Annotated in this window: 22 protein-coding genes and 2 pseudogenes; 23 read left to right on the forward strand and 1 reads right to left on the reverse strand. The window is 55.6% G+C overall.

Annotation, left to right across the window (positions count from 1 at the left end; translation table 11 throughout):
• The first annotated feature begins 251 nt into the window (after positions 1-251).
• From MCG44_RS06005 to MCG44_RS06080, 16 genes and pseudogenes are all read left to right on the forward strand, one after another.
• Positions 252-599: a hypothetical protein gene (locus MCG44_RS06005; protein ID WP_240287275.1), complete on the forward strand. Its 348-nt coding sequence runs from the start codon at positions 252-254 to the stop codon at positions 597-599.
• Complete coding sequence (locus tag MCG44_RS06010) at positions 593-1672, forward strand: DNA cytosine methyltransferase (RefSeq protein ID WP_240287277.1); 1080 nt, start codon at positions 593-595, stop codon at positions 1670-1672. The genes MCG44_RS06005 and MCG44_RS06010 overlap by 7 nt, the downstream gene beginning before the upstream one ends.
• A gap of 7 nt (positions 1673-1679) precedes the next feature.
• Entirely contained in the window at positions 1680-2369 is a 690-nt protein-coding gene (locus MCG44_RS06015; protein WP_240287279.1) for an antirestriction protein ArdA, read from the forward strand.
• A gap of 45 nt (positions 2370-2414) precedes the next feature.
• Entirely contained in the window at positions 2415-2894 is a 480-nt protein-coding gene (locus MCG44_RS06020; RefSeq protein ID WP_412531135.1) for a PcfB family protein, read from the forward strand.
• A gap of 40 nt (positions 2895-2934) precedes the next feature.
• On the forward strand, positions 2935-4719 hold the full coding sequence (locus tag MCG44_RS06025; protein WP_263858447.1) for a VirD4-like conjugal transfer protein, CD1115 family: 1785 nt from the start codon (positions 2935-2937) through the stop codon (positions 4717-4719).
• Positions 4720-4813: 94 nt separating this feature from the next.
• Positions 4814-4942 (forward strand): annotated as a pseudogene (locus tag MCG44_RS06030) (Maff2 family mobile element protein); the annotation flags it as partial.
• Positions 4943-5594: 652 nt separating this feature from the next.
• Positions 5595-7514 (forward strand): tetracycline resistance ribosomal protection protein Tet(W), encoded by a 1920-nt coding sequence (tet(W), locus tag MCG44_RS06035; protein ID WP_002586627.1) that lies wholly within the window; start codon positions 5595-5597, stop codon positions 7512-7514.
• 50 nt (positions 7515-7564) lie between these two features.
• Positions 7565-8332, forward strand: a complete 768-nt coding sequence (locus MCG44_RS06040) for a class I SAM-dependent methyltransferase (RefSeq protein WP_002586626.1) — start codon at positions 7565-7567, stop codon at positions 8330-8332.
• Positions 8333-8503: 171 nt separating this feature from the next.
• On the forward strand, positions 8504-8926 hold the full coding sequence (locus MCG44_RS06045; protein WP_002586616.1) for a sigma-70 family RNA polymerase sigma factor: 423 nt from the start codon (positions 8504-8506) through the stop codon (positions 8924-8926).
• Positions 8919-9131, forward strand: a complete 213-nt coding sequence (locus MCG44_RS06050; RefSeq protein WP_002586615.1) for a helix-turn-helix domain-containing protein — start codon at positions 8919-8921, stop codon at positions 9129-9131. Before MCG44_RS06045 ends, MCG44_RS06050 begins: the two co-directional genes overlap by 8 nt.
• Before the next feature lie 497 nt (positions 9132-9628).
• Positions 9629-10027 carry a plasmid mobilization protein gene (locus tag MCG44_RS06055; protein WP_002596229.1) on the forward strand — a complete coding sequence of 133 codons (399 nt, stop codon included), beginning with the start codon at positions 9629-9631 and terminating at the stop codon, positions 10025-10027.
• A complete protein-coding gene (locus tag MCG44_RS06060) occupies positions 9999-11624 on the forward strand; it encodes a relaxase/mobilization nuclease domain-containing protein (protein ID WP_002596230.1) in 1626 nt (541 codons plus the stop codon). Before MCG44_RS06055 ends, MCG44_RS06060 begins: the two co-directional genes overlap by 29 nt.
• Positions 11614-12000 carry a cysteine-rich VLP domain-containing protein gene (locus MCG44_RS06065; RefSeq protein WP_002596231.1) on the forward strand — a complete coding sequence of 129 codons (387 nt, stop codon included), beginning with the start codon at positions 11614-11616 and terminating at the stop codon, positions 11998-12000. Before MCG44_RS06060 ends, MCG44_RS06065 begins: the two co-directional genes overlap by 11 nt.
• A 72-nt stretch (positions 12001-12072) precedes the next feature.
• Positions 12073-12867 carry a replication initiator protein A gene (locus MCG44_RS06070; protein WP_006356266.1) on the forward strand — a complete coding sequence of 265 codons (795 nt, stop codon included), beginning with the start codon at positions 12073-12075 and terminating at the stop codon, positions 12865-12867.
• Positions 12864-13706 (forward strand): ATP-binding protein, encoded by an 843-nt coding sequence (locus MCG44_RS06075; RefSeq protein WP_002596233.1) that lies wholly within the window; start codon positions 12864-12866, stop codon positions 13704-13706. Before MCG44_RS06070 ends, MCG44_RS06075 begins: the two co-directional genes overlap by 4 nt.
• Positions 13707-13720: 14 nt before the next feature.
• The gene (locus tag MCG44_RS06080) at positions 13721-13915 is read left to right on the forward strand and encodes a transposon-encoded TnpW family protein (RefSeq protein ID WP_002596234.1); all 195 of its coding nucleotides are present in this window, start codon (positions 13721-13723) and stop codon (positions 13913-13915) included.
• A gap of 64 nt (positions 13916-13979) precedes the next feature.
• On the opposite strand, the gene MCG44_RS06085 is transcribed toward MCG44_RS06080, so the two are convergent.
• Positions 13980-14180, reverse strand: a complete 201-nt coding sequence (locus MCG44_RS06085; RefSeq protein ID WP_002596235.1) for a hypothetical protein — start codon at positions 14178-14180, stop codon at positions 13980-13982.
• A gap of 225 nt (positions 14181-14405) precedes the next feature.
• On the opposite strand from MCG44_RS06085, the gene MCG44_RS06090 reads away from it, so the two are divergent.
• From MCG44_RS06090 to MCG44_RS06120, 7 genes and pseudogenes are all read left to right on the forward strand, one after another.
• Complete coding sequence (locus MCG44_RS06090; protein WP_002596236.1) at positions 14406-16022, forward strand: recombinase family protein; 1617 nt, start codon at positions 14406-14408, stop codon at positions 16020-16022.
• A gap of 87 nt (positions 16023-16109) precedes the next feature.
• A pseudogene (locus tag MCG44_RS06095) lies at positions 16110-16205 on the forward strand (Maff2 family mobile element protein); the annotation flags it as partial.
• Between the two features lie 15 nt (positions 16206-16220).
• Positions 16221-17087, forward strand: coding sequence for a VirB6/TrbL-like conjugal transfer protein, CD1112 family (locus tag MCG44_RS06100; RefSeq protein WP_240287285.1), 867 nt, complete (start codon positions 16221-16223; stop codon positions 17085-17087).
• Positions 17088-17140: 53 nt separating this feature from the next.
• The gene (locus tag MCG44_RS06105) at positions 17141-17884 is read left to right on the forward strand and encodes a hypothetical protein (RefSeq protein WP_240287287.1); all 744 of its coding nucleotides are present in this window, start codon (positions 17141-17143) and stop codon (positions 17882-17884) included.
• A 113-nt stretch (positions 17885-17997) separates the two neighbouring features.
• The gene (locus MCG44_RS06110) at positions 17998-18378 is read left to right on the forward strand and encodes a PrgI family protein (RefSeq protein ID WP_240288882.1); all 381 of its coding nucleotides are present in this window, start codon (positions 17998-18000) and stop codon (positions 18376-18378) included.
• Positions 18302-20692, forward strand: coding sequence for a VirB4-like conjugal transfer ATPase, CD1110 family (locus MCG44_RS06115; RefSeq protein ID WP_368044968.1), 2391 nt, complete (start codon positions 18302-18304; stop codon positions 20690-20692). The genes MCG44_RS06110 and MCG44_RS06115 overlap by 77 nt, the downstream gene beginning before the upstream one ends.
• Complete coding sequence (locus tag MCG44_RS06120) at positions 20679-22379, forward strand: C40 family peptidase (protein ID WP_240287289.1); 1701 nt, start codon at positions 20679-20681, stop codon at positions 22377-22379. Before MCG44_RS06115 ends, MCG44_RS06120 begins: the two co-directional genes overlap by 14 nt.
• Positions 22380-22639: the final 260 nt, after the last annotated feature.

Consider the following 22639-nt stretch of genomic DNA (forward strand, 5'->3'; position numbering starts at 1 on the left):
CCACCCATAGCACAGCCGGGGCAGCCTGTCAAGGGCAACGCCGCCGCTGCGCGGCGGTGCTCCGCACCCTTGACTGGCAGTCCCGGCTGTGCTACTCCCAAGGCGCGACGGGGGAAAATCCTCCAGAGCCGCCCCCCTTTCCCCAAGAATGGGGAAAGGGGCGGGGGGAAAAGGGGCGGGGGGAAAAGGGGCTGACCCGCTTCCCCGCCCACCAATCCAACCAATATTGATTCTGAACGGAGGTTTTGAATATGAAAATGCCTTTGGCGTATGTTACCGCCGCCTGGAGCGGCGACCCCACGGAGGCGACGGAACAGGCCGCCCGGTACTGTCGGGCTGTCTATGAAGCGGGTTTTTCGCCTATCTGCCCTACGCTGTATCTCCCCCTGTTTCTCAATGACGCGGTGCCGGAGGAGCACAAGAGCAGCATTGACATGAGCCGGGACCTGCTGCGCCGCTCCCGTGTGCTGGTGGTGTGCGGCCATGTTGTCACCGAGAGCGTCAAGAACGACATCGCCGTTGCCCAGCGGTTGAAGATCACGGCGACCACCCTGGAGGGTATTCTGACCGTAAAGGGACAGGGCCGCCGGACGTGCTGACCCTGGGCAGTCTCTTTGACGGGATCGGCGTGTTCCCCCTGGCCGCCCGGCGTCAGGGGATCGTCCCCCTGTGGGCCAGCGAGATCGAAAAGGCCCCCATCTCCATCACAAAACGCCACTTCCCGGACATGGAGCACCTGGGCGACATTACCCGGCTCCACGGCGGCGAGGTCCCGCCCGTGGACATTATCACGTTTGGCTCACCCTGTCAAAATCTGTCCAGCGCGGGCCGCCGCGAGGGGCTGGGCGGGGCAAAATCCAGCCTGTTCTTCCAGGCGGTCCGTATCATTGAGGAAATGAGGGATGCCACTGGAGGTCAATTTCCAACTATCGTTATTTGGGAAAACGTCATGGGAGCTCTGCTATCAGGAGACCGGCTGGATTTTAGAGCCGTCCTGCAATCTCTCACAGACGCCGAAATTCCAATGCCTGCTTCTGGACGTTGGGCCAGCGCCGGAATGGTGCGAGGCGGACAGCGTGACCTGTGCTGGCGGCTGCTGGACGCCCAGCATTGGGCAGACCCCCGGCTGGCCCGGCGTCAGCGGGTGTTTGTCGTGGCCGATCTTAGAGGCCGACGTGCCGGAGCGATCCTGTTTAAGCCCCGCCGCCTGTTCCCGATACCTGCGCCTTGCGGAGACTTTGGGCTGCCCCCCGCCGGAGGCAATCGAATATCTGTTGTTGAAGCAGGGGGGCCGCTACCAGTCGTCCACCCCTTTCAAGGCTACCGTATGCGGGGCGCGGCCAAAGCGGGGGACGTTGGGAACTTCCTGGGGAGCTTTGGAAAACCAACTGACCCTTTTCCCACCCTGATGGCCGGGGGGCTGACAGTGTTTGCCCTGTGGCGGGAGGGCCGGGAGGCGGAGGGCGTCATTACCTGGCTGACCCCCACGGAGGGGGAACGGGCGATGGGCCTGCCCGACGGCTGGACGGCCTACGGCTGCGACGGGCGGCCTGTCTCCGCCCGCGCCCGTCAAAAGGCTTTGGGAAATTCCATCGCCCTGCCCTGCGCGGAGTACATCATGGCGGGAGTAAAAGAGGAACTGGAGGGAGGGATCAAATATAGCGATACTTGAAGCCTGCGTGACGAACCTGGGCAAGTACAACGAGGGGGTGCTTGCCTATGAGCGGGTAACATTCCCCACCGACGCCGAAACCGTACAGACAGCTTTGAAAAATATCGGCATAGACGGCATTTTGTATGAGGAAATTTTTATTGCCAACTATGAAAGCGATATAGCGGGGTTACGGGAACACCTGGGCGAGTATGAGAGCATCGACGAGCTGAATCATCTGGCCTGTGTGCTGTCGGAGCTGGACGAGGGCGGGCTGAAAATGTTTGAGGCCGTCATGGACAGCGGCGAGTACACCAGCAGCGTCAAGGATTTAATCAATTTGGCCCAAAACCTGGACGCCTACATTTTTTATCCCGAAATTGACAGCGAGGAGGCCCTGGGGCGGATGTATCTTTTGGAGGTAGACAGCTCCCAGGTGCCGGAGCACCTGATCGACTACATCGACTATGAGGCATACGGGCGGGACGTGCGGATCAATGAGGACGGCCATTTTGCCCCCGGCGGCTATGTGGTAGGGGATCACGGCTCTTTCGTGGAGCACTACCACGGGCGGGAGGATATTCCCGACGAGCAGCGGGTGTTCTCCATGCCCAAGCTGCCCATCCGGGAGCAGATGGCCGCTTATCAGGAAATGGCGGATCGGGCGGCCCCGTCCGCTGAACGGCCCGCGCCCAAGGCGGACCGGGAAGATCGGTAGTCCTCTGGACACGGTGTCCAGAGGCGGCCCGGCGGCAAATAGGAGGTGGTATATATTGTAGATGAAGATATTTCCCGGCGGACAATCGCCCTCTCCATCCGAACGGGAAAGCTGACGGCGCGGGCGCTGGCCTGGGCGCTGCGGGCGGCTGGCCGGAAGATCCAAAAGGAGCGGCAGACCCACAAGACGCCCCACGGCAGACAGAGCGTCAAGCAGCTCATGAAGCAGGGCGAGGCCACCAACAGCCTCCCCGTGGAGGCCCCCAGGGAGTTTGACCGGGTGGCCCGGCGCTGGAATGTGGACTACGCCTTTTACAAGAACGGCGACGGAAAATATCTGCTGTTCTTCAAATCCAAGCAGGCCGACGCCATTACCGCCTGTTTCGGGGAATACTCCCGCCGGGTGCTGGACCGGCCCAGGGCGCGGCGCGTTCCCATTCTGGAGCGGATGAAGCGGGCCGGGGAGCTGCTGCGGCAACGGCCCCAAAAAGAACGGGTAAAGGAGGCCGAGCGTGAAGAAAGGTAGTTTGAAAAAATACCTCCTCCCCAACCTGCCCTACCTGTTCATGGCCTGGGGCTGCTTGAAGCTGGGGACGGCCTACCGGCTGGCGGCTGGCGCCAACATCGGCCAAAAGCTGGTGGGCATGATGGGCACGATCAACACGGCCTTTGCCTCCCCCGCCCCTGGGCTGGACCCGGTGGACTGGCTGGTGGGGATCGCGGGGGCGGCGGCGATCCGGCTGTTCGTCTATGTCAAGGCCAAGAACGCGAAAAAGTATCGCCGGGACGAGGAATACGGCTCCGCCCGATGGGGAACGGAAAAAGATATTGCCCCTTTCGTCGATCCCAAGTTTGAGAAAAATATTATTCTCTCCGGGACGGAATTTCTCACCACCAACACCCGGCCCAAGAACCCCGCCAATGCCCGGAACCTCAACGCCTGTGTGATCGGCTCCTCCGGCTCCGGCAAAACCCGCTTCTGGCTCACCCCCCAGCTTCTCCAGGCTCACAGCTCCTATGTGGTGGTGGACCCCAAGGGCGGGGTTCTGTCCCAGGTGGGGTATTTCCTCCAGAAGAAAAAGGGGTACAAGATCAAGGTTTTCAACAGCATTGATTTTTCCCGCTCTATGCACTACAACCCCCTGGCCTATATCAAAAATGAGGCGGATATTCTGAAATTCGTGAACACTTTGATAGCGAACACCAAGGGGGAAGGCAAGGAGGGGGACCCATTCTGGACCAAATCGGAGACGCTTTTATACTGCGCCCTGATCGCCTATATCATCTTCGAGGGCCCGGAGGAGGACCGGAACATGAATACCCTGGTGGACATGATCTCCGGCATGGAGGTCAAGGAGGACGACCCGGATTTTATGAACGCCATCGACTATATGTTCAAGGGCCTGGAGAAGCGCAAGCCGGACTGCTTCGCCGTAAAGCAGTACAAGAAGTACAAATTAGCCAGCGGCAAGACAGCCCGCTCCATACTTATTAGCTGCGGTGCGCGGCTGGCTCCCTTTGACATTCCCCAGCTCCGGGAGATCATGAGCTACGACGAGATGGAGCTGGACCGCCTGGGGGACAAGCGGACGGCGGCGTTCTTCATCATCAGCGACACGGACACGACCTACAATTTTATTGTGGCGCTGGCGTTCTCCCAAATGTTCAACCTCCTGTGCGAGAGGGCGGACAACGTACACGGGGGCCGCCTGCCCCACCACGTCCGGGTGCTGTGGGACGAGGCCGCCAACACCGGGCAGGTGCCCAACCTGGAGAAGCTGGTGGCGGTGATCCGCTCCCGCGAGGTCAGTTTGACCCTGTTCTATCAGGCCCAGTCCCAATGCAAGGCCATTTACAAGGACAACGCCGAAACGATCATGGGCAATATGGACAGTGTGGTATTCCTGGGCGGGCGGGAGCACTCCACCGTCAAGGAGATTTCCGAGGCGTGGCTGGGCAAGCAGACCATCTCCATGCAGACGGACAGCCGGTCCCGCGGGCAGTCCGAGAGTTACAGCCAGAATACCCAACGCCTGGGCCGGGAGCTTATGACGATGGACGAGCTCACCACCATGCCCGGCGACAAGTGCATTATCCAGCTCCGGGGGCTACGGCCCTTTTTCTCCCCCAAGTACGACTTGAAGCAGCACCCCAACTACCGCTATACGGCGGAGGCGGACAAGAAAAATTCCTTTGACCTGTCCCGCCTGATAAACCGCCGCATGGAGAAGCTGGACCCCGACGAGCAATATACCGTATACGAGGCGGACATGCTGGACGAGGCGAACATAGGCGAGGACGAGGACATCCTCAACTATGACGACCTGGACGACCCGGACGCTTTTGTATAGCTCTGGACACCGTGTCCAGAGGCAGACGCGCCGCCTGACAAGGGCGGCTTTTTTCATGGCCGGGGCTTCGTCCCCGAAGAAAATGGAGGTTTTTATGCAGTTTTTCGCTTCCGCTGTTCAGACTTTGCAGACCCTTGTTGTGGCCCTGGGCGCTGGCCTGGGTGTTTGGGGCGTCGTCAATCTCCTGGAGGGCTACGGCTCCGACAACCCCGGCTCCAATGCTCATGTACGGTAAGGAAGCAAGCAACCGAAAACAAGAGATAGACCGCCAGCACTACACTATTCCGAACCAAAGACCAAAAGATAAGCATTGTGGGAAAATCTAAACTTTTGGATTTTCCTACAATGCCAACTACGGCGGAATCCCTCCCACTCCTTATATCTTTCTGTATACATTGAATTTGTATTTAGTAAAATGCAGACAACACCACGGATCGGCTTTTGGTTGGACAATTCCAACCAAACACCACAGCAGACAGCAGAAAACATTCTGAACGCTAGGAAGCCGGTATGATTGTTACATATAAGGGGAAGAAAAATTTCTTTTAGGTACTTGCTTTCCTAAAACTGATGTGATACAATGATTTAATCCAGAAAAGGAGTAAAAAATATGCGGCAAGGTATTCTTAAATAAAACTATAATCAAATAGTGGGAACAAAGGATTATGATAGCTCCTTTTGTAGGGGCTTAGTTTTTTGTACCCAATTTAAGAATACTTTTGCCTTATCAATTTTGACATATCCCCAAAAACAGCAATCACAAACAGGTGTATGCTGTATATGTGTATGTCCGCAACTTATAATCCCCAGTGGTAAAAGTATTTTACTGCTGGGGATTTTTATGCCCTTTGGGGCTGTAAAGGGAGGACAATCACATGAAAATAATCAATATTGGAATTCTTGCCCATGTAGACGCTGGAAAGACGACCTTGACGGAGAGCCTGCTATATGCCAGCGGAGCCATTTCAGAACCGGGGAGCGTCGAAAAAGGGACAACGAGGACGGACACCATGTTTTTGGAGCGGCAGCGTGGGATTACCATTCAAGCGGCAGTCACTTCCTTCCAGTGGCACAGATGTAAAGTTAACATTGTGGATACGCCCGGCCACATGGATTTTTTGGCGGAGGTGTACCGCTCTTTGGCTGTTTTAGATGGGGCCATCTTGGTGATCTCCGCTAAAGATGGCGTGCAGGCCCAGACCCGTATTCTGTTCCATGCCCTGCGGAAAATGAACATTCCCACCGTTATCTTTATCAACAAGATCGACCAGGCTGGCGTTGATTTGCAGAGCGTGGTTCAGTCTGTTCGGGATAAGCTCTCCGCCGATATTATCATCAAGCAGACGGTGTCGCTGTCCCCGGAAATAGTCCTGGAGGAAAATACCGACATAGAAGCATGGGATGCGGTCATCGAAAATAACGATGAATTATTGGAAAAGTATATCGCAGGAGAACCAATCAGCCGGGAAAAACTTGCGCGGGAGGAACAGCAGCGGGTTCAAGACGCCTCCCTGTTCCCAGTCTATCATGGCAGCGCCAAAAATGGCCTTGGCATTCAACCGTTGATGGATGCGGTGACAGGGCTGTTCCAACCGATTGGGGAACAGGGGGGCGCCGCCCTATGCGGCAGCGTTTTCAAGGTTGAGTACACCGATTGCGGCCAGCGGCGTGTCTATCTACGGTTATACAGCGGAACGCTGCGCCTGCGGGATACGGTGGCCCTGGCCGGGAGAGAAAAGCTGAAAATCACAGAGATGCGTATTCCATCCAAAGGGGAAATTGTTCGGACAGACACCGCTTATCAGGGTGAAATTGTTATCCTTCCCAGCGACAGCGTGAGGTTAAACGATGTATTAGGGGACCAAACCCGGCTCCCTCGTAAAAGGTGGCGCGAGGACCCCCTCCCCATGCTGCGGACGACGATTGCGCCGAAAACGGCAGCGCAAAGAGAACGGCTGCTGGACGCTCTTACGCAACTTGCGGATACTGACCCGCTTTTGCGTTGCGAAGTGGATTCCATCACCCATGAGATCATTCTTTCTTTTTTGGGCCGGGTGCAGTTGGAGGTTGTTTCCGCTTTGCTGTCGGAAAAATACAAGCTTGAAACAGTGGTAAAGGAACCCTCCGTCATTTATATGGAGCGGCCGCTCAAAGCAGCCAGCCACACCATCCATATCGAGGTGCCGCCCAACCCGTTTTGGGCATCCATAGGACTGTCTGTTACACCACTCTCGCTTGGCTCCGGTGTACAATACGAGAGCCGGGTTTCGCTGGGATACTTGAACCAGAGTTTTCAAAACGCTGTCAGGGATGGTATCCGTTACGGGCTGGAGCAGGGCTTGTTCGGCTGGAACGTAACGGACTGTAAGATTTGCTTTGAATACGGGCTTTATTACAGTCCGGTCAGCACGCCGGCGGACTTCCGCTCATTGGCCCCGATTGTATTGGAACAGGCATTGAAGGAATCGGGGACGCAGCTGCTGGAACCTTATCTCTCCTTCATCCTCTATGCGCCCCAGGAATACCTTTCCAGGGCTTATCATGATGCACCGAAATACTGTGCCACCATCGAAACGGCCCAGGTAAAAAAGGATGAAGTTGTCTTTACTGGCGAGATTCCCGCCCGCTGTATACAGGCATACCGTACTGATCTGGCCTTTTACACCAACGGGCGGAGCGTATGCCTTACAGAGCTGAAAGGATATCAGGCCGCTGTCGGTCAGCCGGTCATCCAGCCCCGCCGTCCAAACAGCCGCCTGGACAAGGTGCGCCATATGTTTCAGAAGGTAATGTAAAGATACATAATCGTCAAGACGGCAACAATCAGAAGTTATGGAGGGTAACAATGGAATATAGTAAGGAAGATTTAATGGAAGCAAAAAAGCAAATTTGGGGAGTGGGAGAGAACATGGGAACAGAGGAAAGTAAAAAAATCTGGGAGGAGAACGCACAATTTTGGGATAATGCAATGGGTGACGAATCTAATGAATTTCACAGAGAGGTAGTGCGTCCCAAAGTAACGGAACTTCTATCTCCTAATCCTGCGGATTACATTTTGGATATTGCGTGTGGCAATGGAAATTATTCTTCGTATCTTGCACAAAGAGGCGCTTCGGTTGTCGCTTTTGATTACAGCAAAAAAATGATAGAATTGGCTAAAAGACGGCAATCACAATATGCAAAACAAATTGAATTTTGTGTGGCGGATGCGACCGATAGAAAAAGTATATTAGAATTAAAAAGAAATCGAGCCTTTACGAAAGCAGTTTCTAATATGGCAATTATGGATATTACGGATATTGAACCACTTCTTATGGCTGTTTATGAACTGTTGCAGGAAAGCGGAATTTTTGTCTTTGCAACGCAACACCCTTGTTTTGTCACGTTGACTGAAAAATATATGACACCGCACAGTTACTATGATATAGCGATTGAAGGGCAACCGAAAGAGCAGATTTATTATCATCGTTCCATACAAGATATTTTTAACCTTTGTTTTAGAGCTGGATTTGTCATTGATGGATTTTATGAAGAATGTTTTAAAACCAACAAAGAAATTCCTATGGTAATGATAGTAAGGCTTAAGAAGGTAAAACGTGATAGCTTAAAATAAATTCAAGTTTGTCGGGTAAATAGCAAACCCAGCCGAGCCAGTCAACGGTCAAGATGAACGGCGCATATGCGCAGCCGTTGACAGCCCCGCCCGCCTTTGCTGGTAGGCAATCAAGGGGCGACAGCAAGAAGTGCCACCGCCCCGCACTATTATTCAGAAAGGGGAATTTCCATGACCGACCAGATAGCCTATCAAGAATATATCCAGCGCAGGTACAACGCCTTTTGCAAGACTGTTATCCGCTGTGCCGCCTTGGACAAGATTTTGAAGCTTAAACGGCAATGGGAACGGCAAGTTTCCCTTGACTATCTGATGAACGAGAAGTTTGTCCAGTTTGCCGCGTCGGAGCCGGACGAGGAATACCCATTTACCGTCTGCGGTCAGACCGTCCTGCTCTGCAACGCCGCCCTTGCCGACGCGATCTCTGTTTTGCCGGAGCAGACGCGGGAAGAAATCCTGCGCTATTACTTTCTGCGCCAGCCGCAGCGCGTGATCGGCGCGTGTATTGGCCGGTCACGCAGCACAGCGGGGCGGCATATCCAGCTTGCCTTGCAGCGGCTACGCGAAGAAATGGGGGTGAGCCGGTATGAGTAGACTTCTCCCCTATGAAACAATCCTCAAAGCCCGTGAGGGCGACCCAGAAGCCGTGAACGCTGTCCTGCTCCACTACGCCGGATATATCCGCTATTTCTCAAAAGTGAACGGGCAGGTCAACGCCGAGGTGGAGGACTATGTAAAGCAGCGGTTAATTGACTGTCAATTCAAGTTCCGGCTTGACGAACCACCGGACAAGTCATAAAAACTGAATACCAGCCGCCACCGACGCGGCCAGCGAAAGCAGTAAGTCTTGAAAAAGATTTACTGCTTTTTTTGTTGTCCGGCTCCGCTCCCGGCCATTTTGCCCCCTGCCGGTTGTAGTAGTAAGCGAGGAGGGAATTTTTCTGCCCTGGTGTTTGGCATTTGGAGCATTTACCCGTAGTAGAGGGCAAAGAGAAAGGATTTCTCCAACACCGGGTAGAAACCACTGCGTCCGGTGTCATTTTAGCGAAAGCGGGCAGGAATGCCCTTTACAGGATTAGTAGTAGCAGAAAAAGAGAAACAAACTTTTGTGGTTGCAGTTTTCCAAAAAAGTGGCGGACGGAAGTGAGAGAAAGTTTGCAGTCACGGAGAGCAAGTTTCTACCACGGTGCCAAAATCCGCAATTCTGCAGTTTTGCCCCTCGCGGGAAACTTGTTGGGGAGTGCCTTCCCCAAACCCTGCTCATGCGCCCTTACGGGCGAGAAAGGAGGTCACACCATGCGAAAGAAATACAACACGCCCCACCGCAGCCGCGTTGTGAAAACCCGGCTGTCCGAAGATGAGTATGCCGACTTCACAGCGCGGCTTGCGCCCTATGGTATCAGCCAGTCCGAATTTCTCCGGCAGGCGATACGGCGGGCGACCATACGCCCGGTTGTCCATGTGTCGTCGGTCAATGACGAGTTGCTTTCCGCTGTCGGGAAGCTGACAGCCGAGTACGGCAGGATCGGCGGCAACCTCAATCAGATTGCCCGGTATCTGAACGAATACGGCGTACCCTACAACACCCTTTCCGGCGAGGTACGCGCCGCCATATCCGACCTTGCCGTCCTCAAGTATGAAGTCCTCAAGAAAGTAGGTGACGCGGTTGGCAACACTCAAGCATATCAACTCTAAAAACGCCGACTACGGAGCCGCCGAGCAATATCTTCTCTTTGAGCATGACGAGTTTACCATGAAGCCCGTCCTTGATGAAACCGGCAGGCTTATCCCCCGCGAGGACTACCGGCTGTCCACGCTGAACTGCGACGGGGAGGATTTTGCCGTTGCGTGTATGCGGGCCAATCTCCGCTATCAGAAAAACCAGCGGCGGGAAGATGTGAAAAGCCACCACTACATCATCAGCTTTGACCCGCGGGACGGGCCGGACAACGGCCTGACCGTAGACCGGGCGCAGGCGTTGGGGGAACAATTCTGTAAAGAGCATTTTCCCGGCCACCAGGCCCTTGTCTGCACCCACCCGGACGGGCATAACCACAGCGGCAACATTCATGTGCATATCGTCATAAACAGCCTGCGGATTGAGGAAGTGCCGTTCCTGCCCTACATGGACAGGCCGGCCGATACGAAAGTCGGCTGCAAGCACCGATGTACCGACGCTGCCCTGCGCTACTTCAAATCCGAAGTCATGGAGATGTGCCACCGGGAGGGGCTTTATCAAATCGACCTCTTGAACGGCAGCAAGAACCGCGTCACCGACCGGGAGTATTGGGCGCAGAAAAAGGGACAGGCCGCGCTGGACAAGCAGAACGCCCCCATGATTGCCGATAGTATCACGCCCCGGCAGACCAAGTTTGAAACGAACAAGGAGAAGCTGCGGCAGACCCTACGGAAAGCCCTTGCCACCGCCGCCAGCTTTGACGAGTTTTCCTCTCTGTTGCTGCAGGAGGGTGTGACCGTCAAGGAGAGCCGGGGGCGGCTTTCCTACCTCACGCCGGACAGGACAAAGCCAATTACCGCCCGGAAGCTGGGCGACGATTTTGACCGCGCCGCTGTCTTTGCCGTTTTAGAGCAAAACGCCGCCAGAGCAGCCGAAGCGCCAGCCAGATCCCCCGATCCCCCACGCACCATAAAAGACCGCTTGCAGGTTGCCAGAGCCGAGATAGCCGCCCCGAAACAGGACGGAGTGCAGCGGCTTGTGGACATTGAGCAGAAAATGGCCGAGGGCAAAGGCCGGGGCTATGAACGCTGGGCGAAGATACACAATCTGAAGCAGGCCGCCAAAACGCTGTCCGTCTACCAGCAATACGGCTTTACTTCCCCGGAGCAGTTAGAAGCCGCCGTTGACACCGCCTATCAGAAAATGCGCCAGACCAGCGGCGAACTGAAAGCACTGGAAACGAAGCTGCAAGGGAAAAAGAAGTTGCAGCGGCAGGTGTTGGCCTACGCCCAGACCAAGGCCGCCCGCGACGGGCTGCGGGCACAGAAATCCGAGAAAGCCCGCGCCGCATACCGGCAGGCCCATGAGAGCGATTTTATCATAGCCGACGCAGCAGCCCGGTATTTCAAGGCGCATGGCATTACCAAGCTGCCCGCCCGGAAAGCGTTGCAGGCCGAGATCGAGCAGCTTATCTCCGAGAAAGACGGCCTGTATAACACCTATCACGAACAGAAACAGCGGTTCAAGGAGTTGCAGACCGTCAAGCGGAACATCGACCAGATTTTGCGCCGGGACGAGCCGCACCGCAGAAAGGAGCAGAGCCATGAGCGATAACCTGCCCCACATGGACTACCGCCAGCACCGGCGGGCGCGGCGGCTGGTACATGAGTGCTGTAACTACGATGAGGGGAACTGCCTGCTATTGGACGACGGGGAGCCTTGCGTGTGCGTCCAGAGCATTTCCTTTTCCCTCATGTGCCACTGGTTCCGTGTGGCTGTCCTGCCCCTTGACGGGGAGCTGGCCGCAGCCCTCTTGTGCCGGGGAAGCCGGAAACGGTGTGCCGTCTGCGGGGCGGCCTTTGTCCCCAAATCCAACCGGGGAAAATACTGCCCCGACTGCGCCGGGCGCATGAAGAAAATCAAAGCCGCCGAGAGAAAGCGGAAACAAAGGCAGAGATGTCACGCTTTAGAGCCTTTCAAACCCGCATAAATCAAGGCTTTTTTCGTGGGTGTCAAAGGGTACGCGATACATTTATCCTTTTCCCCCGGAAACGGCGTTTTAATGCGTGACAATACGCCAAAATCAACCCGAACACAGGGAGGTGATCCTATCGCTGATTATATCAGGGCAGACACGCGGCTGCCCGCCTATCTGCCGTATCCCCGTTTCCTGCTGAAAATGGAGATTTCACAGACCGCCAAGCTGCTGTATTCGCTGCTGTTAGACCGTTCCACCCTCTCCCAGAAAAACAAGTGGCTGGACGACGAGGGCAGGATTTATATTATCTATCCCATCGCGGAGATAGCAGAAATACTGGATAAAGGCAGCACCACCATCAAGGGGGCGCTTAATGAACTGGACACGGCGGGGCTGTTGGAACGGGAACGGGGCGGCTTCTCCGCACCGAACCGGCTTTATGTCAAAGTACCGCCAGTGCCACAGGTACAGTTTTCAGACCAACTGATGGCCGGAAGTCCGCCCCTCATAGAGCCGGAAAACCGTCCTACTGATGGTCAGAAAACCGACCTTATGATGGTCGGAAAACCGTCCCCTAACCAAACTACTATAAACAACCTTACAGAGAGCCAAACAAAGGGAGTGAGTGGGGGGCCGTCCGCGCCCTATGGCCGATATGGAAATATTTTTCTGTCACAGACCGAATACGACGAGTTGCAGGCAGAGTACCCTGACAGGCTGGAACGGTTCATCGAGGAAATGAGCCGCTACCTTGCCGCCAACGGGAAAAGCTACCAGAACTATGCCGCCGCCCTGCGGATATGGGCGGGGAACGACAAAAAGGAAGCCCCTAAAAAGGGCATACCAGACTACTCATGCAAGGAGGGCGAGAGTTTATGAAGAATGAAATCAACGCGGTTTTGGAGAATATGACGACCACCATCCCGGAGCCGGAGGACTACACCGGCGAGGACGGTTTACTGTACTGCGGCAAGTGCCGCAAGCCGAAAGAAGCCTATTTTGCGCCGGATAAGGCCGCTATCTTCGGGCGCGACCGCCACCCGGCAGAGTGCGACTGCCAGAGAACCGCCCGCGAGGAACGGGAAGCCGCCGAAAAGCGGCGCAGACACCTTGACACCGTGGAAGAACTGAAACGCCGGGGCTTTACCGACCCCACCATGCGGGACTGGACTTTCGAGAACGACAACGGCAGGAACCCGCAGACCGGGCTTGCCCGCCGGTATGTGGAGCATTGGGAAGATATGCGGACAGACAATATCGGCTGCCTGTTCTGGGGCGGCGTAGGCACCGGCAAAAGCTACCTTGCAGGCTGTATCGCAAACGCCCTCATGGAGAAAGAAATCCCCGTCCGCATGACGAACTTTGCTCTTATCCTCAATGACCTTGCCGCCAGCTTTGAGGGGCGCAACGAGTACATTTCCCGCCTTTGTCGTTATCCGCTGCTGATCCTTGACGACTTCGGCATGGAACGCGGGACGGAATACGGGCTGGAACAGGTGTTCAATGTGATTGACAGCCGTTACCGCAGCGGCAAGCCGCTGATCGTCACGACCAACCTTACGCTGGACGACCTGCACAACCCGGAGGACACCGCCCATTCCCGGATTTATGACCGCCTGCTTTCCATGTGCGTCCCGGTACGCTTTACCGGCGACAACTTCCGGCAGGAAACCGCCAAGCGGAAAATGGAGAGCATGAAGAAACTGATTACCGACTGAAAGGAGTATTGCCTATGGCAGATAACAAGCAGCACGACACCCGCACCACCCGCCGCCCTGACTGTGTGACGGAAATCCGCATGGGCAATTCCGTCCTTGTCGTGTCCGGCTATTTCAAGAAAGACACCACAACCACAGCCGCCGACAAAATGGCGCGGGTACTGGAAGCGGAAGCCGCTGCTACACAGGAGCCGACTTATCCGGCGTGAACCGGGGCATGGAAAAGCGGCCATGCCAGGGAGCATGACCGCTGGAACGAAAATCGGAAGTGCTTTAGCAATTCTTAATCTCATTCTCTATAAAATAATTTGCAATTTCAAAGGCTTTTATTCTTCTCTTTGCCAATGTGATTTGTGATTTATAACGCTCGGAATTATCCTTTGATTCAAATGTTTTTACTGTTTCTCTTAGCTTGTGCAGAGTTGAATCAATTTGCCTTTTGGCCGCGGTTAATTCATCTATTGTATACTTCATGTTTTCTCCTTTAACTTCTGATTTTTTTGTTAAATCAGAGTATACCACGGAGTTATGAACTTTTCTACTGCAAATATGGGACGACAACCCATACCATAAAAATCGGAAAATTGAAAAGCTGTAAAGAAGCAAATTTAACGCTTTTGCCGCTGTACAGCCCCCGCCGTTCCGTGGTACAATGAAACCACGGAATAGTGGGGCTGGCTGTCGGAAACGGAGGATTTTATGTTAAGACAAGCCACCCAAAACCTCATTACCGCCCTTTATCCGAGATTGTCCCACGAGGATGAATTGCAAGGCGAGAGTAATTCCATATCGAACCAAAAAAGGATACTCGAAACCTACGCAAAACAGAACGGCTTTACCAATCTGCGCTGGTACACCGACGACGGTTTTTCCGGCGCGAACTTCCAGCGGCCCGGATTTCAAGCCATGCTTGCGGACATTGAAGCCGGGAAAGTGGGTACGGTCATCGTCAAGGACATGAGCCGGTTAGGGCGAAACTACTTGCAGGTAGGGTTTTACACGGAAATGCTGTTCCCTCAAAAGGGTGTGCGTTTTATCGCTGTCAACGATAATGTGGACAGTGCCAGCGAGGGCATGGACAACGATTTTACCCCGCTGCGAAATCTGTTCAATGAATGGCTGGTGAGAGATACGAGCAAGAAAATCAAGGCAGTGAAAAAGTCAAAAGGCATGAGCGGCAAGCCTGTTACCAGCAAGCCGGTTTACGGCTATGTGATGGACGAGGACGAGAATTTTATTATAGACGAGGAAGCCGCCCCGGTGGTGCAGCAGATTTACCAGCTTTGCCTTGCCGGGAACGGCCCGACCAAGATTGCCCGTATGCTGACGGAGCAGCAAATCCCCACGCCGGGGACGCTGGAATATCAGCGGACAGGCAGCACCCGCCGTTATCACCCAGGCTATGAGTGCAAATGGGCGACCAACACCGTCGTTCATATCCTCGAAAACCGAGAGTACACCGGATGTCTGGTGAACTTCAAAACGGAAAAGCCTTCTTATAAGGTCAAGCACAGCATAGAGAACCCCGTCGAGAAGCAGGCCATTTTCGAGAACCACCATGAGCCGATCATCGACAAGGAAACATGGGAACGGGTGCAGGAGTTACGCAAACAGCGCAAACGCCCGAACCGCTACGATGAAGTGGGGCTGTTCTCCGGGATTTTGTTCTGCGCCGACTGCGGCCATGTGCTGTATCAGCAGCGGTATCAGAACAAAGACCGCAAACAGGACTGCTACATCTGCGGCAGCTACAAGAAGCGCACCCGCAACTGTACGGCGCACTTTATCCGCACCGATCTGTTGACCGCTGGTGTCCTGGCAAATCTCCGGCAAGTGACCGAATACGCAGCCAAGCATGAGAGCCGGTTTGTGAAACTACTTGTCCAGCAGAACGAGATCGGCGGCAAGCGAAAGACCGCCGCAGCCATCAAGCAGCTTGAACAGGCGCAGGAACGCATTTCTGAAATCAGCCGCATTATCAAGCGGCTGTATGAGGACAATGTAAACGGCAAAATCAGCGATGAGCGTTTCATGGAACTGTCGGCTGACTACGAAGCCGAGCAAGCGGAGCTGAAAAAGAGAGCCGCCGCCCTGCAAGCCGAACTGGACAAGTCACAGGCAGCTACCGTCAACGCCGAGAAATTTATGGGCATTGTCCGCAAGCACCTTGCCTTTGAAGAACTGACCCCCACTCTCTTGCGGGAAATGATCGAGAAAATTGTGGTGCATGAGTGCAGCTATGATGAGAACGGCACCCGCAGGCAGGACATTGAGATTTATTACAGCTTTGTCGGCAAGATTGACTTGCCCGAATAACCGCCCGACCTATCCGACACAATGGCCAAGTGTCGGATAGGAACGGCAAAATTTTTTGCACTTCTATTGCTTCTTTATCACACATAAGCAAAGAGCCAGGGCATGAAGCAGCTCATGGCGGGCGGCGGCATTATCCTGCTGGGCACCACCCTGATCCCCCTGCTGTCCGGGCTGTTTAGCTGATAAGGGCAGCGGCGCATGGGATTTCTCACCGACTGGATCACGAACTGGCTGAAGGAGCTGCTGATCGGCGGGATCATGGACAACCTGTCGGGGCTCTTTGATACAGTAAACGCCCGTGTCGGGGAGATCGCGGTACAAGTGGGGACGACCCCGGCGGCATGGAACGCCGGGGTTTTCTCCCTCATCCGGCGGCTTTCTGAAACGGTGATACTGCCCATAGCCGGACTGATCCTGACCTTTGTTGCGACCTACGAGCTCATTCAACTGCTGGTGGAGCGGAATAATCTTCACGATCTGGACTACTGGATTTTCTTCAAGTGGATATTCAAAACGGCCTGCGCCATCCTCATTCTGTCCAACACGTTCAACATCGTTATGGCGGTGTTCGACGTGGCCCAGCGGGTGGTGGCGCAGTCTGCGGGGCTGATCCAGGGCTCCACGGACGTTTCCCCGTCTATGCTGGCGGACCTGGAGGCCACGCTGGAGGGGATGGACCTGGGGCCCCTGGTGGGGCTGTGGCTCCAGTCCTTTGTGGTGCAGCTCACCATGACCGCGCTGAATATCGTGATCTTCGTGATCGTCTATGGCAGGATGATAGAAATATATATGCTCACCAGTTTAGCGCCCCTCCCGGTGGCAACCCTGGCAAACCGGGAGCTGGGCGGGGCCGGGCAGAACTATCTCCGCTCCCTGTTCGCCGTGGGCTTCCAGGGGATGCTGATATTGGTATGCGTGGCGATCTATGCGGTGCTCATTCAGAGTATCGCCGTGGGGGGCGACCCCATAGGGGCGATATGGGGCACCATCGGCTATACGGTGCTGCTGTGCTACTGCCTGTTCAAAACGGGGAGTATCGCCCGGAGCGTCCTGGGGGCGCATTAAAGTAGTGCAATAACTATTTTCTTGTGCTATAATTTCCTCCGAGGGGTGATTATATGGGACAGAGAAATCGACCTGGAGGAAATGAGGGCATGGGATACTTTACTTCGTGGGACAAGTCCAGAGAAAAGGGCTGCATATATTGTGGAAAACCTGCAACTACAAGGGAGCACATACCCTCAAAGGCTTTTCTTATAGAGCCTTATCCAGAAGATTTAGCAACACTCCCAGCATGTTTTGAATGTAATAATGGTTTTTCAAATGATGAAGAATATGTATCTTGTTTTCTGGATGTCCTTAAAGCGGCCGTTTACCAAAATTATACGCAACGACCTGATATAGTCCGACGGCTGGAAAGGAACGCAAAATTAAAAGACCTCCTTGACGAACAGATTAAAATAGAGGATGGTCAGGTTTATTTCAATATTGATGAAAACCGTTTGTGTCGTATCCTTATAAAACTGGCAAAAGGACACGCTGGTTTTGAGTTTGACCATATCAGCTTTGATGATAGCGATATGACCGTAAGATACAATTTCATTTTCAATATGTCCGAAGATTCCGTCAAAAAATTTGAAGAAATTCCAGAAATGAAGTTGTTTTCCGAGGTCGGATCAAGAAGTTGCACAGGGGCATATATTATTCAAAATGTAGATACTGGCGAGGCAGCAACATTTATGTTTTGGAACGATGTGCAGGACAATCAGTATCGTTATCAAGTGTCGTATAATGATGTTGGCGGCATATGTGTTAAAATCGTTATATATGAAATGCTATATTGTAGGGTGGATTTTGATTAAGCCCTAATATACGAAAGAGCAACTGTGAATAGCGGTTGCTCTTTTATTTTGTAATGCCCCCGGCCTCTGGACACTGTGTCCAGAGGCCGGGGGCCAGAAAGGAGTGATTGACCATACCCTATGTGAATGTACCCAATGACCTGTCCAGGGTCAAAACCAAGCTGGCGTTCAACCTCACCAAGCGGCAACTTATCTGTTTCGGCGGCGGCGGGCTGGTGGGCGTCCCCGTCTATCTGCTGACCCGTGGGGCCGTCGGCGGCACCGGGGCCATGTTCCTCATGCTGGGGATCATGCTCCCGGCGTTCCTCATGGCGATGTACGAAAAGGACGGCCTGCCCTTTGAGAAAGTGGTGCGGAACATCATCCGCGCCCGCTTCCTCCGCCCCGGCCCCAGGCCCTACCGAACGCAAAATATCTATGCCCCGTTCGCCGGAAAGGAGGTGTCCGCTTCTGAACCCAAGAACCAAAAGCGCCGGAAGCGCAAGGGCCGGTAAACGCTCCCTCTCCGCACAGCAGACCATCCCCTATGTGGAAATGCTGAAAGACGGTATTTGCCGGGTGCGGGAGGGCTTCTACACCAAAACCATCGCCTACGAGGATATTAACTATTCCGTAGCCTCCAGCGAGGACCAGTCCGCCATCTTTGACGGCTGGTGCGGCTTCCTCAACTACTTTGACAGCGCCCTCCCGTTCCAGCTCTCCTTTATCAACCACCGCTCCAGGGGAGGCAGCCGGTACAAGGTCAATATCCCCATGGCCCACGACGACTTTGACAGCATCCGGGGCGAGTATGTGGATATGCTGAAACGGCAGATCGCCCGGAGCAACAACGGGATCGTCCGATCCAAGTACATCACGTTCGGCGTCCCCGCCGACGGCCTGGAAACGGCCCGTCCCCGGCTGGAGCGGGTGTCCAGCGACATTATGGGCAACTTCAAAAAGCTGGGGGCCCATTCCCGTGTGCTCAACGGGCGGGAGCGGCTGGAGGTGCTTCACGGTCAGATGCACCCCGGAGGCCGGGAACCGTTTCACTTCTCCTGGCCGGACATTGTGAAAACCGGCATGGGGACCAAGGACTTCATCGCCCCGGACAGCTTCGACTTCTCCGCCTCCCGGACGTTCCGGGTGGGCCAGTCCTGGGGCGCGGCCTCCTACTTACAGATCATGGCCTCCGAGCTGTCGGACAAACTGCTGCTGGAGCTGCTGGAGCTGGACGCGGAAATGACCGTCACCCTCCACGTTCAGACGGTGGACCAGCTCAAGGCCATCAAAATGACCAAGGGCAAAATCTCCGACATTGACAAAATGAAAGTGGAGGAGCAGAAAAAGGCGGTCCGGGCCGGGTACGACATGGAAATTTTGCCCCCGGACCTCATTACCTACTCCAAGGACGCGGCGGCGCTCCTGGCCGACCTCCAGTCCCGGAACGAGCGAATGTTCCTCCTGACGTTCACTGTGGTGAATATCGCCCCCACCCGGCAAAAGCTGGAGAACGACGTGTTCACCATCTCCGGCATCGCCCAAAAGTACAACTGCGCCTTGAAGCGGCTGGACTGGCAGCAGGAGCAGGGCTTTACCTCCTCCCTGGTGCTGGGGGACAACACCATCGAGATACAGCGGGGCATGACCACCAGCAGCACCGCTATTTTCATTCCCTTTATGACAAAGGAGCTGCGCATGGACGGGGCGGCGCTCTACTACGGCATGAACGCCCTTTCTAACAATGTCATCATGGCAGACCGAAAGCGGCTGAAAAATCCCAACGGCCTGTTCCTGGGCACCCCCGGCAGCGGCAAGAGTTTCGCCGCCAAGCGGGAGATCGTCAACGTGTTCCTCACCCTCCCGGACGACGACATTATCATAGCAGACCCGGAGGGGGAATATTACCCCCTGGTGAACCGGCTGGGCGGGCAGGTGGTGCGGCTGTCGCCATCGGCCACGGCGGGCACGTTCATCAACCCCATGGACATTAACCCCAACTACGCCGACGACGAGGACCCGCTGTCCCTCAAAAGCGATTTCATTCTCTCCCTGTGTGAGCTGATCGTGGGCGGACGGAGCGGGCTGGCCCCGGTGGAAAAGACGGTGATAGACCGCTGCGTGCGGACCATCTACCGGCCCTATCTGGCGGACCCGGCCCCGGAGCGTATGCCTATCCTCCAGGACCTCTACAATGAGCTGCTGAAACAGTCCGAGCCGGAGGCCCGGCGGGTGGCGTCCGCCCTGGAGCTGTACTGTACGGGATCGCTCAATCTCTTTAACCACCGAACCAACGTCCAGGTCAATTCCCGGCTGCTGTGCTTCGACATTAAGGCCCTGGGGAAGATGCTGAAAAAGATCGGGCTGCTGATCCTCACGGACCAGATATGGGGCCGGGTGACGGAGAACCGGGACCGGCGGCGGGCCACCTGGGTATACCAGGACGAGTTTCATGTACTGCTGGCCGAGCCCCAGACGGCGGCATACAGCGTCGAGATTTTCCGCCGTTTCCGCAAGTGGGGGGCCATCCCCAGCGGTATCACCCAAAACGTGAAAAGCCTGTTGGAGAGCAGCGAAATTGAATCCATCTTTGGCAACTGCGATTTCCTCTATATGCTGTCCCAGGCCGCCGGGGATCAAAAGGTGCTGGCAAGCCACCTGGGGATCAGCCCCCACCAGCTCTCCTATGTCACGCACTCCGGCTCCGGCGAGGGGCTACTTTTTTATGGGGACACCACCATCCCCTTTGTAGACCACTTCCCCCAGGACACCGAGCTCTATACCCTGCTGACCACCAAGCCGGAGGACAAGGCCAATGGGCAGGAGTAAGGCCCGGCCCGCCTCTGGACACCGTGTCCAGAGGCCCCGCAAATCTGACCACAAATCCAAACTCCACCAGGAGAGCGAACGGGCCCGGCCCTCCGAACGGCTGCGGCAGGAGGGGAAGAAGCGGAGCGCCCAGGGGCAGACGCGGGCGGAGCAGAGCGCGGTCAAGGCGGAAAAGGCCAAGCTGCGCATGGGCAAGGCCCAGGAGAAGCTGGCGGCCCCGGCCCCGCCCAAGCCTCCCGGCCCGGTGAAACGCGGGGCCGGGGCCCTGGGCTGGGGCGTTCACGGCTTTGTCCACGGCAAAATTTATGAGGTGGAGCATGAGAACGTGGGCACCGAGGGGGCCCACCACTCCGAGTTGGTGGGCGAGGCCGTGGGGCGGAAAACGGCCCGGACGGTGCGGCAGGCTATCCGGGATCACCCGGCCAGGGCCGCCGCCCGCGCCGAACGCCGGTATGTCAAGGCCACGGCGGAGCACCGCTTTCAAGTGGAGCTGGAGAAACACCCGGAGCTGGGCAAGAACGCCATCGCCCGGTTTGCGCAGAAGCAGCGCCAAAAGCGGCAGTACGCGAAACAGGCGCGGGAGGCCGCCAAGCAGGGGGCCAAGGCCGCCGAAAAAACCACCGCCTCTGCGGAGAAGCTGGCGGAAAAGGCGGTGGGCTTCGTCAAGCGGCACCCGGTTGGGGTGGTGATCGCCCTGTGCTGCGTTCTCCTCCTGTTCACGGTCCAGTCCTGCGCCTCCTCCCTGGTGACGATAGGCAACGGGATCATCGGGGGGATCGGGGCCAGCACCTACCCCGCCCAGGACGGGGATATGCTGGGGGCCGAGGCCGCCTACTGCGCGTTGGAGGCGGAGCTGCAAAGCTACATGGACACCTACACCAGCACCCACGACTACGACGAATATCACTTCGACCTGGACGCTATCGAGCATGACCCCTACGTTTTGATCTCCATGCTCTGCGCGTTCCATGAGGGGGAATGGACGCTGGCTGAGGTAGAGGGGACGATTCAAACCATTTTTGACCGGCAGTATATCCTCACGGAGAATGTGGAGGTAGAGGTGCGCTACCAGCCAGAAACGCGGACAGGGCCGGACGGCCCCTACACGGTTTGGGTCTCCTACAATTACTACATCTGCACCGTGACGCTGAAAAATGAGGATATGTCCCACCTGCCCGCTTTTATGATGGGCGGGGACCAGCTTTCCCGGTATTCCCTCTATATGTCCTCCCTGGGCAACCGGCCCGACCTGTTCCCCGGCTCCGGCTATGTGGATAAGTACATCACCAACCCGCCCCAGTCTTATGACGTGCCGGAGGAATACCTGTCCGATGAACGGTTCGCCGCCATGCTCACCGAGGCGGAGAAGTACCTGGGCTATCCCTATGTGTGGGGTGGCAGCTCCCCGGCCACGTCCTTTGACTGTTCCGGCTTTGTCTCCTGGGTGATCGGCCATAGCGGGTGGGACGTGGGCCGCATGGGGGCCCAGGCGCTCTATAACTACTGCACCCCCGTCAGCTCCCCACGGCCCGGCGACCTTGTGTTTTTCCGCTACACCTACGACGCGCCCAACCCGGACGGCGTGACCCACTGTGGTATCTATGTGGGGGACGGAATGATGCTCCACTGTGGGGACGTGCGTCCAGATAGGACGGAAGTAGAAGTAGATGAAAGGAGGACAGTTTGAAGGTACTACCCCGTAAGATAACGCGGGAATCCACCTGACTAACCGAAAGGCGAAAGCTGATACGGGAACATAGCACGTCAGGAAAGCGGTAAGTCACCTAAAGGCAATCGGGTGCGACTGAACTGCGAGGATAAGTGAATATGAGGATAAATCTGGGTTTGAATCTTGTGAGTTCCCAGCCCCTGTTCAGTGTGGGCATAGGAAATTTGCCTGAAACCTATGGTGCAAACAGAGCCAGAAAGGGGAGCCTTCTGACCTGT

The sequence above is a fragment of the Lawsonibacter sp. OA9 genome, assembly GCF_022440585.1.

What these genes read in the sequence shown, in the direction of transcription:
- MCG44_RS06105 (WP_240287287.1), top strand. Translation starts at nt 17,141, where the DNA reads ATGGGACAGAGAAATCGACCTGGAGGAAATGAGGGCATGGGATACTTT.
- MCG44_RS06080 (WP_002596234.1), top strand. Translation starts at nt 13,721, where the DNA reads ATGGCAGATAACAAGCAGCACGACACCCGCACCACCCGCCGCCCTGAC.
- MCG44_RS06055 (WP_002596229.1), top strand. Translation starts at nt 9,629, where the DNA reads ATGCGAAAGAAATACAACACGCCCCACCGCAGCCGCGTTGTGAAAACC.
- MCG44_RS06090 (WP_002596236.1), top strand. Translation starts at nt 14,406, where the DNA reads ATGTTAAGACAAGCCACCCAAAACCTCATTACCGCCCTTTATCCGAGA.
- MCG44_RS06065 (WP_002596231.1), top strand. Translation starts at nt 11,614, where the DNA reads ATGAGCGATAACCTGCCCCACATGGACTACCGCCAGCACCGGCGGGCG.
- MCG44_RS06025 (WP_263858447.1), top strand. Translation starts at nt 2,935, where the DNA reads ATGGCCTGGGGCTGCTTGAAGCTGGGGACGGCCTACCGGCTGGCGGCT.
- MCG44_RS06120 (WP_240287289.1), top strand. Translation starts at nt 20,679, where the DNA reads ATGGGCAGGAGTAAGGCCCGGCCCGCCTCTGGACACCGTGTCCAGAGG.
- MCG44_RS06085 (WP_002596235.1), bottom strand. Translation starts at nt 14,180, where the DNA reads ATGAAGTATACAATAGATGAATTAACCGCGGCCAAAAGGCAAATTGAT.
- MCG44_RS06050 (WP_002586615.1), top strand. Translation starts at nt 8,919, where the DNA reads ATGAGTAGACTTCTCCCCTATGAAACAATCCTCAAAGCCCGTGAGGGC.
- MCG44_RS06100 (WP_240287285.1), top strand. Translation starts at nt 16,221, where the DNA reads ATGGGATTTCTCACCGACTGGATCACGAACTGGCTGAAGGAGCTGCTG.
- MCG44_RS06075 (WP_002596233.1), top strand. Translation starts at nt 12,864, where the DNA reads ATGAAGAATGAAATCAACGCGGTTTTGGAGAATATGACGACCACCATC.
- MCG44_RS06115 (WP_368044968.1), top strand. Translation starts at nt 18,302, where the DNA reads ATGCCCCGTTCGCCGGAAAGGAGGTGTCCGCTTCTGAACCCAAGAACC.
- MCG44_RS06045 (WP_002586616.1), top strand. Translation starts at nt 8,504, where the DNA reads ATGACCGACCAGATAGCCTATCAAGAATATATCCAGCGCAGGTACAAC.
- MCG44_RS06070 (WP_006356266.1), top strand. Translation starts at nt 12,073, where the DNA reads ATGCGTGACAATACGCCAAAATCAACCCGAACACAGGGAGGTGATCCT.
- MCG44_RS06040 (WP_002586626.1), top strand. Translation starts at nt 7,565, where the DNA reads ATGGAATATAGTAAGGAAGATTTAATGGAAGCAAAAAAGCAAATTTGG.
- MCG44_RS06005 (WP_240287275.1), top strand. Translation starts at nt 252, where the DNA reads ATGAAAATGCCTTTGGCGTATGTTACCGCCGCCTGGAGCGGCGACCCC.